We start from the raw sequence: 14,405 nt of genomic DNA, 5'->3' as shown, positions 1-14,405 counted from the left end.
CACTGCTTGTTGTTGGAGGAAATGGCGGGACCGGCTAGGGGGTCTTGAGAGGCAGCTTTCGCGGCTTCCGCATCTTGGAAGCGGACAAACTGATATCCACTGCCTTCAGTCGCAGGCGCTGTCTGGCAAGCCGCTATCGCGCATGAAAACGAGGCAACGATCGCGATCCGAAAGCTTGTTGAAGCTCGCATTGTTCTTCTCCAGGTGATGAATGCGATCGAGAGCCTCCTTGGCGGCCTCGATCTCGACCGCCTGCCGCTCTTCGTGACGGCCGACGAGTTTTGCGGGGTAATACGCAGCCAACACACCTGACATTGCTCCTGCGACAGCGATTGCTGGCAGCTTGAATTCGTCGGGAATGAACTTGCTGAACATCACTGTTCCACCGCCTCCCGAATGTCTTTTATCGCGGCGATGATCCAATGCCGCAGCAGAAGGCCACCGACGCCGAGAAGAACGGCCGCGCCGATCAGAACGAGTAGCGCGCGCCAATCGAAGCCCGCGAACGCGGCCAGGCTTAAACCGCCACCGCCGAAGGCGCTCCCTATCCAACCAAGAATGCTGAACTTCTTCTTGACGGTCTGCTCGACGGCCGCGGGAACGACAGCCTTCTCCTCGACGACAGGAGCCGCCGAGAACGCCGCCGTCCTTGTCGAGGCGCCAGAGAGAGCTAGCAAGGCCTTGTGAACAGCCGCGCGCGTCTTTGGCCCCGCGTCACCATCGACTTCGAGCCCCGACCGCGCCTGGAACTGACGAACACCGTCAGGTTTGTAGCCGAGCACAACGAGCGATAGCCGCACCAGGTAGTCGATGCGGTCGGCGAGGCCATTGAGCCCGCCGTTGACCCGCTTAGTGATCGTTTCTACATCGCCTTGGTCAGCCCAGCGGCTTAGCCCCTTCGTGTCCCAGAACCAGAGCGGCCCGAGCCCCTCCCACGGATCTGTGTTGACGGCATCCGGGTTGCGAACGAAATCAGGGCAGTTCATCGCATGAGATCGGCACCACTCGGTGAAGGCGCGATAATTTGCCTTGCCGGTGATTTGCATAGCAGTGCGGCCGGCATAAATCTTTCCATCTCCATCAGCCTCTGGCGTGTTGCCAAGGTCAGTGCGCGTGTCATAGCCCTTCTGCGCAGTCGTCGGTCCCCATACCTCCCGGTCAAAGCGAAAGTCGCCGCTCTCGTGCATGATCTGCGCATAGAATTGAACAGCCCTATGGGGCTTGTCCATTCCAAGTTCGGCGCCATAACGGCCCATCGCCAGGAGCACGGAGTTCATGTTTGAGGCGTTCACTGCCCCTTTTGCGGCAGCACGGAGGTGCTGCGCAGACACCTGCACATTCATGGGAAGCTCCAGATTTTTTCGCTTACTGGTTGGCCCGCTTACTTCTATTGGATGAAGTGCGATGTACGGCCGGTTGTGTTTTTATGATACCGACAGCAATGGTGCGGTCAGATCCTGTTAGTAATGCGTAAAGGAAGCTCGCCCACCCCGGCGAGCTTCTTGCTGTTCAGGGCCAGACTGCGGCACCGGCAGCAGCCTCGGCTTCCGCAACTGTTCCGGAGGCATCGATAGCGGCCTTTGTCCCGAGCCTTATCGCCTCGATGGCCCCGCCGATCATCTGCCATTGCAGGAATGCTGCGTTTACGACGGCGACAACCTCTCCAAGCGTGGGCGCCGTGATGCCAACCTCGGCCGACAGCAGCGGATAGTCAGCGGGATTGATCGGCGTCTCGGATGATCCAATCGCCGTGATATAACGCCGCGCCTCGTCCGACTTCTGCTGATAAGTCATCGCCTGGCCGGTACCGCCAGTGATGTACTTCAGACGTTCGGTTTCTGCCGCGGCATCGATCGAGGCTTTCAGGGCGGCTTTGATCGCGGGCAGCGCAGGCTCTGGGAACAGCGGGATGGAGTTCGCCCGCTCCCGCTGATCGTCGGGCGTTCCTTCAGGTGCAGGCGCCATCTCCCATTCGTCCCAGATGCGACGCCGCTCCTTGTTGCCCATCTGGTCGGGGACGAACATTTCCGCCCCATCGATGATCGCACGGATGACGGTATTCTCAGGGTTCTGAAAGCCTATGACTTCCATGTCAGTACTCCGCTCCAAATGCTGCGTTCACCGCGATGGCACAGACGCCAGAACCTGACGGCGTGTGCGTCATACGCGCCCCCTGGGGGGTCAAGAAATCATAACCGGCGACCGTCGTGCCCGATGCACTGATGACTGTTCCGCCCAATGCCGTCGGCGTGGCGCGCATCGTTGTTCTGAAATTCACGCCGATAGCCTGCGTCACAGAGGCCGCCGCGTATGGAGCAAAGGTGATGTAGGCTTGCTGATAGTACCGCTCGCAGATGTTGAGAATGCGCGCGTAGTCCAAGCCAGGGCCGAACGGATCAGCCTCTTGGGTAGCATCACCGGCGACGAGGGAGACGCGAGAAATCTTGATGTCGAATGTGCCGGTCAGCGGCAGGCCGAATATGAGATTGAGGTAATCGTCACCGTTAGTGCCAAGGGTTTTCGATTTGACATCAGCGAGGTTGAAGACCAGCGAAAACTTCTGAGGAGTCGTCGTCAAATTGACCGTCTGGGCAGCGAGAGCCACCGACGCGCTAGGACTTCCGCCCGTTCCAAAAATCTGCTGCAGGTTCACAGCAAGGCTTTGTGCCGTGGTTGCCCATGCCTCAAAGGTCACCGTCACAGTCTGACCGGCAAGGGTATGAACGTTCTCGATCGGCGACATGAGCAGACGCGACGTCGCGGCTCCGGCGACAGTCTGGTTCCATCGGAGATATCGCCACGTCTGCGGGTTGATGGCCTCGTTGGTCGCGGTAACGGCCGAAAGAACGAACGTTCCTGCGACGTCATAGGCGACCTTCCAGCCATCAGCCGTGTAAGCTCCGTTTGCAGGGGTATTCCAAGTCACCCCGCGCTGCCAGACATCGAAGCCGCCGTTGCGCAGCTTGTTGCGAATGCTCGATAGGAATTCCGCTCCGATTTCCCCGCGAACCTGCGCAGGCGTCAAATCTTCGGGAGCGCCATTGCCCGAGGACGCGCGCCGACCCTTGAGGGTTCCGGCTGCCATATTGGCCAGCAAAGCGTTGCCGACAGAACCGTTGGGAGCCTTCTTGATCAGCTTTCCAGTCGTGCCGTCGAAAGCAACGATGTCGCTCGCCGCGACGCCACCAGCCGGCCCGACAACGTCACCTGTCCCGGTTCCATCGGTGCCTTTCCGCGCGAGAAGCTGCCAATAGGCATTGCTTGTCGTAGGAAGAACCGGCGGCGCGTTCCCGGTAGTTGGCGCGATTGCGATCCACGTCGAGCCGTTATCCAGAACAGAGTCGGTTACCCCGTAGGCAGTGGCGTTGTCATAGGCGCCGCGAGGATTGACGCCCGTCGCGCCTGTAGCGCCACGAGCTGCCAGCTGTCCCCACGTGGCACCGACGATAGGTGCAACGTTGGTGTTGTCGACGAGCGCGATCCACGACGCATTGTTATAGCTGACTGCATCGTCCTTCTTATATGCCGTCGCGCCGCTCCATGCCCCTTTCCACGTCAGGCCGCGTGGGCCGGTGATGTAGGCAGGGTCGCTCCAGTCGCCGGAAGCTGCCGTCACCTTCGAATAGATCGCAGCTCGGCCGTCGCCGATGTCGGACACCAGGACAGCATAGCCCGGAACCTGAAGATCGTAGGCAGCGCGATCGGCAAGCGTGTCGACCTGAACATCGTAGTCCACGCCCTGCGTCAGGTCCTGCCGGGTCAAAAGCCCCATGGCGCCCGGCCCGGTGAAATAGGGCACCGTATCCGGCTCGCCGTTAAGGCCGGTGAATGCCGCGATGTTGCCGTTCATGAGCTGCTGCAGCAGCTGGCGAGTCGACGTCGCCATGCGAGCGTTATCGCTCTGAAGCATGACTTCGTAAGGCTCATCGGTCTGCGGCGGACCCGGCCAAGGGTTTGCCAGCGTCAACGCGCCGTTGCCCTCGATTGAGGCTATACGGATAGCATAGCCCTTATGAACGCCGAACCAGTCACCCGGCAGGATCGGATTGCCCTCACCGCCTGGCGTGCCCCAGAACGTGTTGGTGCCGGTCACGGCCGTGCTGCCGGTGGCAACGGAAACCGTGCCATCCTTGTAGGAAGACGGAAGAATTGCGGCCATCAGCCAGCCTCTCAGATTTCGGGTTGGGTAGCATCGCCGGCAGGTGCCGGCTGCGGATTGAGCGCGAGGTACATCTGCCTCTCGAACTCGGCAGCATCGCTCTCCGCCGCCTGCAGTCGAATGGTGAGTTCCTCGATGCGCCTTGCAAGCTCGGCATTGCCTTCGTTGCGCTCGTTGACATCGTGCTGAAGGGCAAGCACCTCGTCGGCCTTGTCATGCAGCAGCTGCGACAGCATCAGTACGCGCTGCTCAAGGAAGGCCTTCTGCGCGGAAATCTCGACCAGTTGCACCTGCGGCGAGATCGTGAGTTTGTTCTCTTCAGACATTGAGGCTCCTAGACGAGCTCGTCGAAGGCGTACCAGGTTACGGTGTGAACGAACCGGGTCGATATGGTGACGACGAGACTGTTGGGGTTGATCGTAGCCCAGAGGTTGGGATAGCCCGGCACCACGCCGATATTTGATTTGAGCAGGATGAACGGCGGGTACGAATACGACTTCGTAAGACCGACATTGATGGAGCCGGTGACGTTGAAGACGGCTACGCCCGAATCTTTCGGCACCATCGGCGCCATCTGCTCATGGATCGTCAGCTGACTTATGTCGGCGTAGCGAGAGTCGATCGTCGTTAGGTTCGTTGCCCGAAACTTCATGACGCCGGCGTCGTTGCCGATAAACACGCGCCTTCCCATTAAGCGGTCTCCGGATTTTTGAAGACGACGTAGTAGAGCGCCATGTTGCCACTGACGTTGCCCTGCAGGATGTTCGACTGCGCGCAGATCGTGAAGCGGTTCGGCATCCAGACGCCGGTATACTGAGGCGTGAACTGGCTATTGCCAGCGTTTGTGTAGAAAGTGACCCCCGACGACGGCCAGTAGGCAGCATTGACCGGGATGCCCCCAGCATTGCCTGAGGTGTAGACCATGTTCGCGTAAAACTGCGGCTGATAGCCGAGATCCGGAATTGTCACGGTTGCGTAGTAGATCGTCTCCGAGACCGCGTTCATGCGGCTCATGCCGACGGCACCGTATGTCAGCAGGTCGAGGTTCTTGTATCGCGAGTCCAGCAGGTACGGTATGGCCGTGTTGGCGACGTCGACGCCGGGATGGCTGATGTAGACCCCCGGCTCCCCCGTCGTGATGTGCGGCCCTATTCTCGTGCGCCGCGCCATTCACCGAACCCCGTAAATCTGCCAGAGAATGTATTCAGAGGCGGTCGCGTTGTCCGTATCGGACTCCAGATAGATCCGGTCCTGAAAGACGCGCGAGTTCGCTCCCCACTGGCACGTGTCGACGTAGGCCTGATAGCCGGTGATCGTCGGGAAGCCGCCGTTTGCCCTGTAAAAGCCAACGACACGAGCTGCCGGGACGAAGCTGTAGGTGCGACCGAACGGAATGGTGATCGGCGCATTGCTTGCTTGGTTCCATCCTGCCGCCCTGCCCGCCTGGAGCATTGTGCCGGAGAAGTTCCAATTGGAGTCGAAGACCTTGTTACGGTCTCCGATCGTGTCTGCATTCGCCGCGTCAAAGCCCGGCTTGGAGATCACGACGCGGCCGGGCGTTAGTCTGATCCGTCTTGCCATCAGTCGTAGATCTCGATTGTGCCGGCCGTCAGTGTGATCACCATCTTGCCGTTCGGGCTTTGCAGGATGCCGGTGTTCACCGTCCCGATGTTTGCAACGTTGAGCGACAGGACACCGGACTGGAACACAAGCGGGTTGCTGACGTTGCCGAGGTCGGCCTGGTTGGCGACAACGAACTGCTCGGCCACCACAAGGAAGCGCGTGGGCTGCGACGGCGTGCTCGGCACGTCGAGGTACCAGGCAGCCGCACGGAACGCGCCAGCGCCACCCGCACGAGCCTCCGCACCGATACGCGCCGCATATCCGGACGGTCCCGCATTGACGGTCATCCGGAAGTTGGCCGTCGCCACGTCCCCGGCACTGGATGCCGCCGAGAGAGCGGTGATAGCTGAAGCCAGTGCATCGCCCTGTTCGTCGATCTGCACCTGCAGCGAGTCGATCGCGCTCGCCACCGTCGTGTCGACATAGACTTCCAACTCCTCGAGGCGGAGCGCCAGAGCCGAATTCGGACCCGTCGCGATGGTGATCGCGTTGAGGTAGCTTGCCGTGATGCTGCCGTTCGTAAGCACCATTTCCGTGCGGAGCTGCTGGCGAGCGAGGAAGCTGCCGAAATCCTCGTCAGCCTGAAGTCGCGAGATCCGCTGCGCTTCAAGGATGGTCTGACGCGTGCCATCGCGAATCCACGCGGTGGCATCGTTGACCAGCTCCTCGACGCCCTCGACGACACCGGGCAGATAGATATCCATATCCGTCAGCAGGACGTTCGGAGTGGTGACCGGGAGCCAGTCGCTCCACTCCATTAGCCTGTCCGGATCGGAGGGCACCAGCTGACCGCGCACGCCATAGGCGTTATTCGGTAGGAGGTTCTGCGCGATGATGACCGAGCCAACATCGGCGCGCAGCGTGTTGCCGCGATAGATGACTTCGAAGGTTGCCGCGTCCCGCACTTCCCACTGGACGCCGATGACGCCAATCAGGCCGCCCGGTGAGTTGTCCCAGACCATGCGAATGGCAGGCCTGCGGCTGTTGCTGGCGTTGTCGAGCAGCACATAGGGCTCGACGAACCAATCGATGATCGGCTGCGGCTGGGGAACAACAGGACCGACCGCACCGTCAACAGGCGGATGGAACTCGGTTTCAGAGTCCCAATCGTAATCGGACGGATCGACCTCGGTGATGTCGACCATGACATCGAGGTTGGCGCGATCGACAGCACCATCGATCACGAACCACTTGTTCACATAGCCGTTGCGTGCCGATGTCCATTGCAGCACCTCACCGGGGACCGCATATGGCCAGAAGCTCGGCGGCAGGACGATCGTGTGTCGGCGGGCGCGCAGCGCCGCCAGGAGCGCCGACTTCATCAGCCGCTGCACCTGCTCGGCGTAGGGGACCAGGTCGAAGGACACGTCAGCCAGGAGACGCCGGCCGCCGTCAGCCGCTTCGAGATCCGGGCGCAGGTATGGGCGCGCCGTCTGCATCACCCAGCCGTTCGAAGGCTCCGGGTAGGTGCCGCTAATCCCGTTGATGGTATCGGCCAAGCCATAGAACGGCGTGAATGTCTGCCCATCAGTCGACAGGATATCGTCATCCGTAAAGCTGATCGTTGGTGTGCCGGGTTCGCCGAGAAAGAGGCGGTAGACGCCACCAATCTCGGAGAGTGAGCCTTGGCAGGCCGTCAGCAGGTTCTCGACCGTCGCATTGACGGGCTGATCAACAGAGATCTCGCCACCGGACTGATACTGGATGCCGTCGCCCGAGGTCGAAACGATTACCTGCCGGCACTTATTGATTGCCGTGATCCAGTTCTGTACCGGCAGGCGAGCCGTCGTCAGGCCCTGTACGCCATAGACCCACCGCGTTCCATAGCGCAGGCCGCGCATGATGTTGTAGATCTGCACCGCAGGCAGCCGGTCGCCATCACCGCCCCACGTGGACGGATCGCTGAAGCGCTGAGGCCCAGAACCGCCGACGACGGTCGAATCCTTGGATGGGTCATAGAGCGGCATGCCATCGACGACGAAGGTGACAGCCGGGAAGCCGCTGAACATGTTCTTCGTCGCGCGTGCATGCACGACGGCATAGGCAACCCCATAGCCGATGCGATCGACGCCCCACGGCCGCTCTATGCTCTGGGCATAGGTGTAGAGCGCGGGATCAGCAGCCGTCTGCTTGCCGTTGTAAAACTTGACGTAGAGGTTCGGGCCGCTGTTCTCATATTCCGGGATAGAATAGCCGAAGTCGGTGTTATTGTTGCCGGCCGGGTCATAGGTGACCTGCTTGCCATCAACCCAGATCTCGACGAGGCCGGTGATAGGCAGGTCGGAAAGGGCGATGACCTGCGTAAACCACGCATTCGGAGTGTCACCGTCATTGCCCCAGGTGTTAGACCAGACGAGGCTGCCGGCCGTCGCATAGCGACCGAGGATGAACGAGCGCGCGAGATCGCCACCGCCCTGAATATCCCCATTGATGGAGAAGTTCGTAGTGTCTTTCTGCTTTCCAGCCAAAGCCTGAGCGGCAAGGCTCAAGCCAACCCCGACAGCAGTGCGCAGCGCAAAGGTGCCAAATGCGCCGAGGCTGCCAATAAAGGAGCTAACAGCGGAGAAACCCGCCGCCAGAGCCGTGAAAATTGCCATCAGTTAAAGCCTTTTGATGAAAGCAGTCTCTGCCGCGGCATAACCGCTGCGCCGATAGAGCCGCGCGACCGCTTCGGGCCGTGCCGAGTGCTGCGACGTCAGCTTGACGACAGAGCATCCCGTCGACATTGCCCACGCCTCAAACTCGCTTATCAGTGCGGCAGCCAGCCCCGCCGATCGAGAGGCGGGCTCGACGAACATCGCCACCTCTTCCGCCATGCGCTCGCCTGTCAGGTAGTTGGTGCCAGCGCGCGCGATCAGGAACCCACAGGGAGACTCACCAGCGAGCAACGTGAGAAATTCCGCGCTCGTGATCGCTTGAGAGAGGAAAGCGCGCACACGGTCAATCTTGAAGGGATATGGGCCCCCGATCTCCACGTGGAAGCGTTCCGCTAGCGCGACAAGTGCTGGCAGATGGCTGAGGCGCGCCTCGTGAATATGCATCAGGCGCCCCAGTAGCTGAAGTCGCGGGGCTCATAGCAAAGCGTGCCGCGATAGGTTAGTCGCATGCCATTGGCGATTGCAAACCGCAATGCGACGATGAGCATGGCCTCTTTCGCTAACAGCTCCCGCATCAGAATATCCCTAGAAACTTCTTGCGCTTCTTCTGCGTGGGAACGACACCCTTCTGCGAGCCCCACCAGATCTTCCACGTCGGTGTCGTCGCCGCATCCTTGTAGAAGGCGTCGGCGGCGTTCCGCAGAACCTGCGTCTCGTGGCTACGGGTCTCGGCATTCGCCCTGGTCATCTCCTGCGTATGGCTGACACAGGTCAGGGTGATACCGCCCTCCTCGTTCTCGCTCGGCGTCTCGATAACGAGATTGTCAGCGAAGCCAACGAAGCGGTTTTCAGCCGGCGCCACCATCTGCCGCGTCTCCGGATCGAAGAGGCCGCGGTAGACCTCGACACGAGCCTGACGAACGTCGTAGTCGCGTGCGAGCTGCTGCACGTGATCATTGATCTGCGACATGCTGATCGTGATGTTCTGCACGCTCATGTTCTTGACGAGCGGGATATCGCTCATATGGACCAGCGTTCCGGAGCCGTAGAAGTCACGGGTTTCGGTGAGGCCGGTGTCAGGGTTGATCACCTGAGCCGACACATCTCCCCAATCGCTCCACGTGCCATCAGGCACAGGCGCGCCAGTGGTTCGATCGCGAGCGACAATCCAGAGGAAATCACGCGCGACGAGCCGGCGCTGCTGTAGGGCCGCGACATTGGCAGCCGTCATATTGCGCGGCATCAGCGGACCTCCCATGCATCGAAGGAGATGGCGCCCGTACCGGTCGCAAGATCCGTCTGCGTGCCGACCGTGTCAGGGTCGATCGACATGATGCAGTGAGGCCGCTTGACGGTCACTGCTGCGCCTGCTGTCACCGACGGCCAGAGGTGCGGACGTACTTCGAGCGTTGGGAACACGCCGGAGCCGTTTGCTACCGCGTCTGATTCCACCCAATGCAGATCAGTCGCACCGACCTGTATCATGTCGCCTTCAGAAAGCTTGAACCCAGGAGGAAAGCCCTGAACGCTGAAAACCTTCCGGTTGGCGTCAATGCCGGTGATGCCGCCGGTGCCGCCGAAAGCGTCCCCTGTCGGCCATGAGCCGCGCGGATAGGCAATCGGGTAGCAGCGAGATAGGTTGACGCCGAGGAACGTCTGGATGCCACCGTCCATGCTGGCCAGTTTCGCTCGCCATTTGTCGACGGTGTTAGCCCGCACGGGCTTCGTGACGTAGGAGGCTCGCCAGATCGGCGAGCCGAGATCTTTGGCGAAGGTTTTGCCACCGGCCGTACGCGAGCGCTCTTGGCGGTATGCGAGCTCAAACCTAACCGACCAGCCGGGGAAACCGTCCAGGATATCGCGCGGAAAGGCGATTGCCATTTAGAGACCTTTCACGTTGCTCTTTCGAGCCTTCTGCACCGCGCTGATCGCCTTCGACGAAAACTCCCGGCGATCTTTCTCCTGAAGCTGCTCAAGCCTCGCCAGGCGCTCATTGTCCACCCCGCGATTGTCGTAGACAGGCGCGTAATTGATTGACATGGCGGGAGCGCTGGACAGGCTGGAGATCGAAGGCAGGGTTGGAGCCTTGCCCACAAAGCCACCATCGGCATAGCCGCCGAGGAGCTTCTCCAGGTTTCCGACCCCGACCTTGTCGACAACGTTTTTCGGGATGACGAATTCGCCCTTATGAACGATACCGGCGGGATCGTACTTGCCCCCAGCGCCGGTGTATCCGCCAGCAGCAAAACCCAGCAACTTAAAGAAGCCGCTAAGAATATTCGTGCCGCTACCGCCCGTGCCGGCCTTCCCACCGGTGCCAAAGAAGTCATCGAACGCAAGATCGAGGATTTTGCTGCCGACCTTGCTGAGCGCATCGCTGAACACCTCTGCAGCGTCCTTGCCCTCCACAAAGCCGTCAACGATGCCGCGGAATACCTCTTTGTTGAGATCTTGGATTTCTGCCGCGCGCTCGCGGATCTTGTCCTGACTCTCGGCGAGCTGGTTGGCAGCAACTTCTGCGTTGGCGTAGGCCGTCGAAAGCTTGTCAATCTCGGCGGACAACTCCGGCGTAACCGCCTTTCCAGCAGATTGCGCGGCATTCAACAGGTCCTGCTGCGCGCGCGCCTTGGCCACCGCAAAACCGTAGTCGTCGATGACAGGGTTCAGCTTCGACTGAGCCTCAGTCTCAGCGTTCAGTGCGGTCGTATGCTCCCTGAGCTGCTGCGTCTCGCGCTGATAATCGTCGAGCCGCGCCTTCTTCGATTTGCTACCGCTACCACCAGCAGGGACAGCATATTGGGATTGGGTGATATCGACTGGCGCGATCGCGACCGCTGGCTTTACCGGACCCTGAAAATTCAGAGGGCCTTGAACAGGCTTTCGGTTGAGACTGGTTCCTGTAGCGGATGCGTCCTGACGCGCAGCGAGAATAGCCTCGCGTTGTTGCTTCAGATCGCGAAGAACCTCGCTATTGCCAACAGGGTTGGTTTCGAGCGCCTTGATCTGCTGCTGGACGCCAAGTTGGTCCTTTGCATTAGCAAGCGCCTTCTCTCGTTCCTTTCCGCCCTTGTAGAGATACTCATAGATCTCCTTGTCGGTTGAAGGCCCGAACTTGCTGAGATCGTTGATGACCTGCGGCGTCAGGCCAGTCGCCTCGTTAGCCCGCTGAATGAAAGAACTAAACTTTGTGGCAGCAGTGTCGAGCGCCGTTGCAACATTGTTGATGGCCTGAATGAAACCGTCAAAGGAAACGGTATCAAGGTACGCCACCATTCTGGAGACCGCGCCCTTAAAGACATCGCTGGCGCCGGTTGCCTCGCCAAATCGACCAGCGGCGTTGGTGAGCGAGTTCTCTAGCAGGGTAATTGACTGTGCGGCGGTATCTGTCGAGCCAGCGAGCATTTCGTCGATAACAGGCGCACCCGCCTGAATTCCGTCGAAGAACGCTTTGCTGGAAAGCTGACCGGATTTAACGAGCTTGGTAAGCTCGGCAACGGAACCACCCGCCTGCTTTATTCCGGCTGCGGCAGCGCGCAACAGCACGGGCGCGCCGTCGATAAGCGAGCCAAACTCTTCCGCCTGGATCTTCCCGCCACCCAATGCTTGCGACAGCTGAAGCAAAGCGCCCTGCGCCTCAGTTGCGCTGGAACCTTGTGCTTTCAGCGCCTTGGCGACGGTATCCGTCAACCCGACAACCTGCTGAGACGTAACGCCCAGCTCTTTCTGATTGATAGCGACCCGGCTATAAAGCGTGGCAAGCGCATCGATCGGAGCAGCGTTCTTCTGGGCAGACGCGTAGAGCTGATCATACACGCCCGTCAGCTGCTCGCCCTGCAGACCCGTCGCCTTTAGCGCATTTTGGATCTTGATGTAGGAGTCCTGAAGGTCCGAAAACCCTTTGAGGGTGAAGGCTCCAGCAAGCGCGACGCCGACCTTCGCCCCCAAGGCGGCGAACGAGCTCGCTAGGTTCTTGTTCATCGCGACGGCGCGCTTCTCGATCGCAGCAAACTGCTTATTGCCAACACTAGCGGCGCGATTGATTGCACGCTCGTATTTGGTGATGTCCGCAGAAAGCTGAACCACAAGACGTTCGAGATCCGTCGCTGCCACTGCTCACTCCTTCGATTTCAGCCACTCGAAAAGCTCGTCGGCTTCCTTGTCGCCCATTTTGCCGTCATCAGGCGTGTTCGCGTCGAGGTAGCCCTCGATTGCGGCAGTGAACTGCCACATCGACATCTGATTTATTTCTTGCGGCGTGTACCCGACCGCCGCTCCGGTTCCGTAGACTGCGCCAAATCGGAGCTTTCCGTTTGGGAGATCGTCGAGCCGAGTTCGCTCTGACTTGGCGCCTCGTCCTCCCCCAAGGGTTCGTCAGGAGCCCCCATAAGACCTGCAGTCAGAACGACTATCGCCAGATGGACGTTTTCGAGCGGAGGGCGCTCCTCCACGTAGCGCCGGGCGAGAACCAGAGCCTCGGCAGGTTTTAGGCCTCCGCCAATGAGGCCGATGCGGATGGTACTGGAGATATCTTCCATTCGCCACTGATGGGTCCTAAGCCGATCGAGGATGACATAGGGTCCGGCGTCGCACTTCTCCTGAAGCTCCACCAGTTGGCCCCAGGCGAGACGGAACGAATACGTTCCGTCTGCCCAGTCCACTTCGATCCTGGCATCACGGCTCACGGGCTCACCGTGCGTACGAGTTCGCCATCACTCTGCATCTGGACGTTCAAAGTGACACGACCGCCCTGTTCGGCGCCCATTTCGAGCTGAGAGACATGCATAAGGCCCGTCCAAGTGATGGTTTTGGCCGGGAACTCCAGCTCGATCTTCACCGGGACGCTGTCGACGCTCTCGGAAGCCTCAAGCCACGTTTCGGCAGATTCGACAGCCGCGACACCTTCACCGGAAATCGCCGCGGACAACGAGCTGGCGTCGCGACCGACCCAGGCGACCTTGTCCGGATCGTCGCAATCCGGGAGATTGACGTCGGTTAGATCCTTCGTGAGCGTCAGGCTTTTCGAGGTGAACCCGCATGGAGCGGTATAAACGATCGGCGTCGCACTGTTGCCGAGGAGAACTCGGAACTTGCCGAAACGGGCGGTAGTTGGCTGTGCCATATAAGGTCTCCTTGATGGCGGTTGCAGTTTACTTTCCGGCGGCGACATCCTTCGCCGCTTTATTGATGGCTCGGGTGATCCTGCCTTTGACGCGCTTCCGTTTGGCTCGGAAGCTGACATAGAAGTACGGTCGCGCTGGCTGTGCAGGGATTTTGGCGCCGGCGAACTTGCCGCCCGCAACGTGCGCGCTAGTGCCGAACTCGACCCAACGGGCGTAGAAGGCTTCGCTGTTCCCGGCGTAGATGGTGATGGTAAGATCGCCACCAGTGCTTTCGACTGTGGCGAGCGTCATGGCCCCTTTCGGCGCCCTGCCATAGGTCCAACCGATACTGTCGCGCAGCTCTCCGGTGTCATCAGGGACCAACGACTTTGCCAAGTCGACGATCTCCTGCGCTCCCGCCTCCATCGCGTCCCGGATTCGCTGCTTGACCTTTGCTGGGAGCCGATCGAGCTTTGCCTGAAGGCGCTTCAGACCTTCAATTTTTGCTATCACGTCGCACTCTCTTCAATGAGAGCCAGAACCTGGACAATCCCGTGCTGCTGAGTCGGATCTGGATCGTCCACGACGCGCCAGAGCCGAACCTCCATCGTCGCAAGCGCCAGTTCGTCGAGCGGGAATTCCTTCCCGTGCAACGCTCGTCGAACCTCGGCTATCATGTCATCCATCGACCAGCGGGAGGGCTTGCGCGACCAGATATCGATCTGAGCCGTGATTTCCTGCCCCAGAATGCAGTCGGCGTCATCAGAAGAGCCATAAAACGGTCCGCGACTGATGTAAGCCCCCTTGGCTCCCCATGGGTCGTTCGGCGCTTTGTCGTGAATCCCGTCTACCAATGCGACAAGAGCAGAGTTCGCTTTGAGCGCCTGGTAGATGGCGCCCCATAGTTCTTTTCCTGCGCTCATGGTT

General features: G+C 60.1%; 19 protein-coding genes. All 19 read right to left on the bottom strand.

The window, feature by feature from the left end:
* Positions 1-105: 105 nt before the first annotated feature.
* The 19 genes from RGCCGE502_RS05175 to RGCCGE502_RS05090 all read right to left on the bottom strand — a co-directional run bounded on the left by RGCCGE502_RS05175 (position 106) and on the right by RGCCGE502_RS05090 (position 14,401).
* The gene (locus RGCCGE502_RS05175) at positions 106-375 is read right to left on the bottom strand and encodes a hypothetical protein (protein ID WP_016553108.1); all 270 of its coding nucleotides are present in this window, start codon (positions 373-375) and stop codon (positions 106-108) included.
* The gene (locus RGCCGE502_RS05170) at positions 375-1,343 is read right to left on the bottom strand and encodes a peptidoglycan-binding protein (protein WP_016553107.1); all 969 of its coding nucleotides are present in this window, start codon (positions 1,341-1,343) and stop codon (positions 375-377) included. Before RGCCGE502_RS05170 ends, RGCCGE502_RS05175 begins: the two co-directional genes overlap by 1 nt.
* A 166-nt stretch (positions 1,344-1,509) precedes the next feature.
* Complete coding sequence (locus tag RGCCGE502_RS05165; RefSeq protein WP_016553106.1) at positions 1,510-2,091, bottom strand: hypothetical protein; 582 nt, start codon at positions 2,089-2,091, stop codon at positions 1,510-1,512.
* 1 nt (position 2,092) lies between these two features.
* Positions 2,093-4,159, bottom strand: a complete 2,067-nt coding sequence (locus RGCCGE502_RS34455; protein ID WP_016553105.1) for a hypothetical protein — start codon at positions 4,157-4,159, stop codon at positions 2,093-2,095.
* 11 nt (positions 4,160-4,170) lie between these two features.
* Entirely contained in the window at positions 4,171-4,485 is a 315-nt protein-coding gene (locus RGCCGE502_RS05150) for a hypothetical protein (RefSeq protein ID WP_016553104.1), read from the bottom strand.
* Positions 4,486-4,493: 8 nt separating this feature from the next.
* Positions 4,494-4,850, bottom strand: coding sequence for a hypothetical protein (locus RGCCGE502_RS05145; RefSeq protein ID WP_016553103.1), 357 nt, complete (start codon positions 4,848-4,850; stop codon positions 4,494-4,496).
* Positions 4,850-5,329: a hypothetical protein gene (locus tag RGCCGE502_RS05140; RefSeq protein WP_016553102.1), complete on the bottom strand. Its 480-nt coding sequence runs from the start codon at positions 5,327-5,329 to the stop codon at positions 4,850-4,852. Before RGCCGE502_RS05140 ends, RGCCGE502_RS05145 begins: the two co-directional genes overlap by 1 nt.
* The gene (locus RGCCGE502_RS05135; RefSeq protein WP_016553101.1) at positions 5,330-5,740 is read right to left on the bottom strand and encodes a hypothetical protein; all 411 of its coding nucleotides are present in this window, start codon (positions 5,738-5,740) and stop codon (positions 5,330-5,332) included.
* Complete coding sequence (locus RGCCGE502_RS05130; RefSeq protein WP_016553100.1) at positions 5,740-8,379, bottom strand: phage tail protein; 2,640 nt, start codon at positions 8,377-8,379, stop codon at positions 5,740-5,742. The genes RGCCGE502_RS05135 and RGCCGE502_RS05130 overlap by 1 nt, the downstream gene beginning before the upstream one ends.
* Before the next feature lie 3 nt (positions 8,380-8,382).
* Positions 8,383-8,823: a GNAT family N-acetyltransferase gene (locus tag RGCCGE502_RS05125; RefSeq protein WP_016553099.1), complete on the bottom strand. Its 441-nt coding sequence runs from the start codon at positions 8,821-8,823 to the stop codon at positions 8,383-8,385.
* Positions 8,823-8,954, bottom strand: coding sequence for a hypothetical protein (locus RGCCGE502_RS38695; RefSeq protein WP_019279701.1), 132 nt, complete (start codon positions 8,952-8,954; stop codon positions 8,823-8,825). The genes RGCCGE502_RS05125 and RGCCGE502_RS38695 overlap by 1 nt, the downstream gene beginning before the upstream one ends.
* Positions 8,954-9,622 carry a hypothetical protein gene (locus RGCCGE502_RS05120; protein WP_016553098.1) on the bottom strand — a complete coding sequence of 223 codons (669 nt, stop codon included), beginning with the start codon at positions 9,620-9,622 and terminating at the stop codon, positions 8,954-8,956. Before RGCCGE502_RS05120 ends, RGCCGE502_RS38695 begins: the two co-directional genes overlap by 1 nt.
* A complete protein-coding gene (locus RGCCGE502_RS05115; protein ID WP_016553097.1) occupies positions 9,622-10,260 on the bottom strand; it encodes a hypothetical protein in 639 nt (212 codons plus the stop codon). Before RGCCGE502_RS05115 ends, RGCCGE502_RS05120 begins: the two co-directional genes overlap by 1 nt.
* Positions 10,261-12,489, bottom strand: a complete 2,229-nt coding sequence (locus tag RGCCGE502_RS34450; protein WP_016553096.1) for a tape measure protein — start codon at positions 12,487-12,489, stop codon at positions 10,261-10,263.
* Between the two features lie 3 nt (positions 12,490-12,492).
* Positions 12,493-12,615: a hypothetical protein gene (locus RGCCGE502_RS38690; protein ID WP_019279700.1), complete on the bottom strand. Its 123-nt coding sequence runs from the start codon at positions 12,613-12,615 to the stop codon at positions 12,493-12,495.
* A 5-nt stretch (positions 12,616-12,620) separates the two neighbouring features.
* A complete protein-coding gene (locus RGCCGE502_RS05105; RefSeq protein WP_016553095.1) occupies positions 12,621-13,061 on the bottom strand; it encodes a gene transfer agent family protein in 441 nt (146 codons plus the stop codon).
* Positions 13,058-13,498 (bottom strand): phage tail tube protein, encoded by a 441-nt coding sequence (locus RGCCGE502_RS05100; protein ID WP_016553094.1) that lies wholly within the window; start codon positions 13,496-13,498, stop codon positions 13,058-13,060. The genes RGCCGE502_RS05105 and RGCCGE502_RS05100 overlap by 4 nt, the downstream gene beginning before the upstream one ends.
* Positions 13,499-13,526: 28 nt before the next feature.
* Positions 13,527-13,991, bottom strand: a complete 465-nt coding sequence (locus RGCCGE502_RS05095) for an HK97-gp10 family putative phage morphogenesis protein (protein WP_016553093.1) — start codon at positions 13,989-13,991, stop codon at positions 13,527-13,529.
* On the bottom strand, positions 13,988-14,401 hold the full coding sequence (locus RGCCGE502_RS05090; RefSeq protein ID WP_016553092.1) for a DUF3168 domain-containing protein: 414 nt from the start codon (positions 14,399-14,401) through the stop codon (positions 13,988-13,990). Before RGCCGE502_RS05090 ends, RGCCGE502_RS05095 begins: the two co-directional genes overlap by 4 nt.
* Positions 14,402-14,405: the final 4 nt, after the last annotated feature.

It is taken from the genome of Rhizobium grahamii CCGE 502 (assembly GCF_000298315.2).
GTDB classification, from domain to species: Bacteria; Pseudomonadota; Alphaproteobacteria; order Rhizobiales; family Rhizobiaceae; genus Rhizobium; species Rhizobium grahamii.
This window is presented reverse-complemented; position numbering and strand designations above follow the sequence as displayed.

Coding starts and splice junctions, on each gene's coding strand:
- RGCCGE502_RS05175 (WP_016553108.1), bottom strand. CDS start 375: ATGTTCAGCAAGTTCATTCCCGACGAATTCAAGCTGCCAGCAATCGCT.
- RGCCGE502_RS05170 (WP_016553107.1), bottom strand. CDS start 1,343: ATGAATGTGCAGGTGTCTGCGCAGCACCTCCGTGCTGCCGCAAAAGGG.
- RGCCGE502_RS05165 (WP_016553106.1), bottom strand. CDS start 2,091: ATGGAAGTCATAGGCTTTCAGAACCCTGAGAATACCGTCATCCGTGCG.
- RGCCGE502_RS34455 (WP_016553105.1), bottom strand. CDS start 4,159: ATGGCCGCAATTCTTCCGTCTTCCTACAAGGATGGCACGGTTTCCGTT.
- RGCCGE502_RS05150 (WP_016553104.1), bottom strand. CDS start 4,485: ATGTCTGAAGAGAACAAACTCACGATCTCGCCGCAGGTGCAACTGGTC.
- RGCCGE502_RS05145 (WP_016553103.1), bottom strand. CDS start 4,850: ATGGGAAGGCGCGTGTTTATCGGCAACGACGCCGGCGTCATGAAGTTT.
- RGCCGE502_RS05140 (WP_016553102.1), bottom strand. CDS start 5,329: ATGGCGCGGCGCACGAGAATAGGGCCGCACATCACGACGGGGGAGCCG.
- RGCCGE502_RS05135 (WP_016553101.1), bottom strand. CDS start 5,740: ATGGCAAGACGGATCAGACTAACGCCCGGCCGCGTCGTGATCTCCAAG.
- RGCCGE502_RS05130 (WP_016553100.1), bottom strand. CDS start 8,379: ATGGCAATTTTCACGGCTCTGGCGGCGGGTTTCTCCGCTGTTAGCTCC.
- RGCCGE502_RS05125 (WP_016553099.1), bottom strand. CDS start 8,823: ATGCATATTCACGAGGCGCGCCTCAGCCATCTGCCAGCACTTGTCGCG.
- RGCCGE502_RS38695 (WP_019279701.1), bottom strand. CDS start 8,954: ATGCGGGAGCTGTTAGCGAAAGAGGCCATGCTCATCGTCGCATTGCGG.
- RGCCGE502_RS05120 (WP_016553098.1), bottom strand. CDS start 9,622: ATGCCGCGCAATATGACGGCTGCCAATGTCGCGGCCCTACAGCAGCGC.
- RGCCGE502_RS05115 (WP_016553097.1), bottom strand. CDS start 10,260: ATGGCAATCGCCTTTCCGCGCGATATCCTGGACGGTTTCCCCGGCTGG.
- RGCCGE502_RS38690 (WP_019279700.1), bottom strand. CDS start 12,615: ATGTCGATGTGGCAGTTCACTGCCGCAATCGAGGGCTACCTCGACGCG.
- RGCCGE502_RS05100 (WP_016553094.1), bottom strand. CDS start 13,498: ATGGCACAGCCAACTACCGCCCGTTTCGGCAAGTTCCGAGTTCTCCTC.
- RGCCGE502_RS05090 (WP_016553092.1), bottom strand. CDS start 14,401: ATGAGCGCAGGAAAAGAACTATGGGGCGCCATCTACCAGGCGCTCAAA.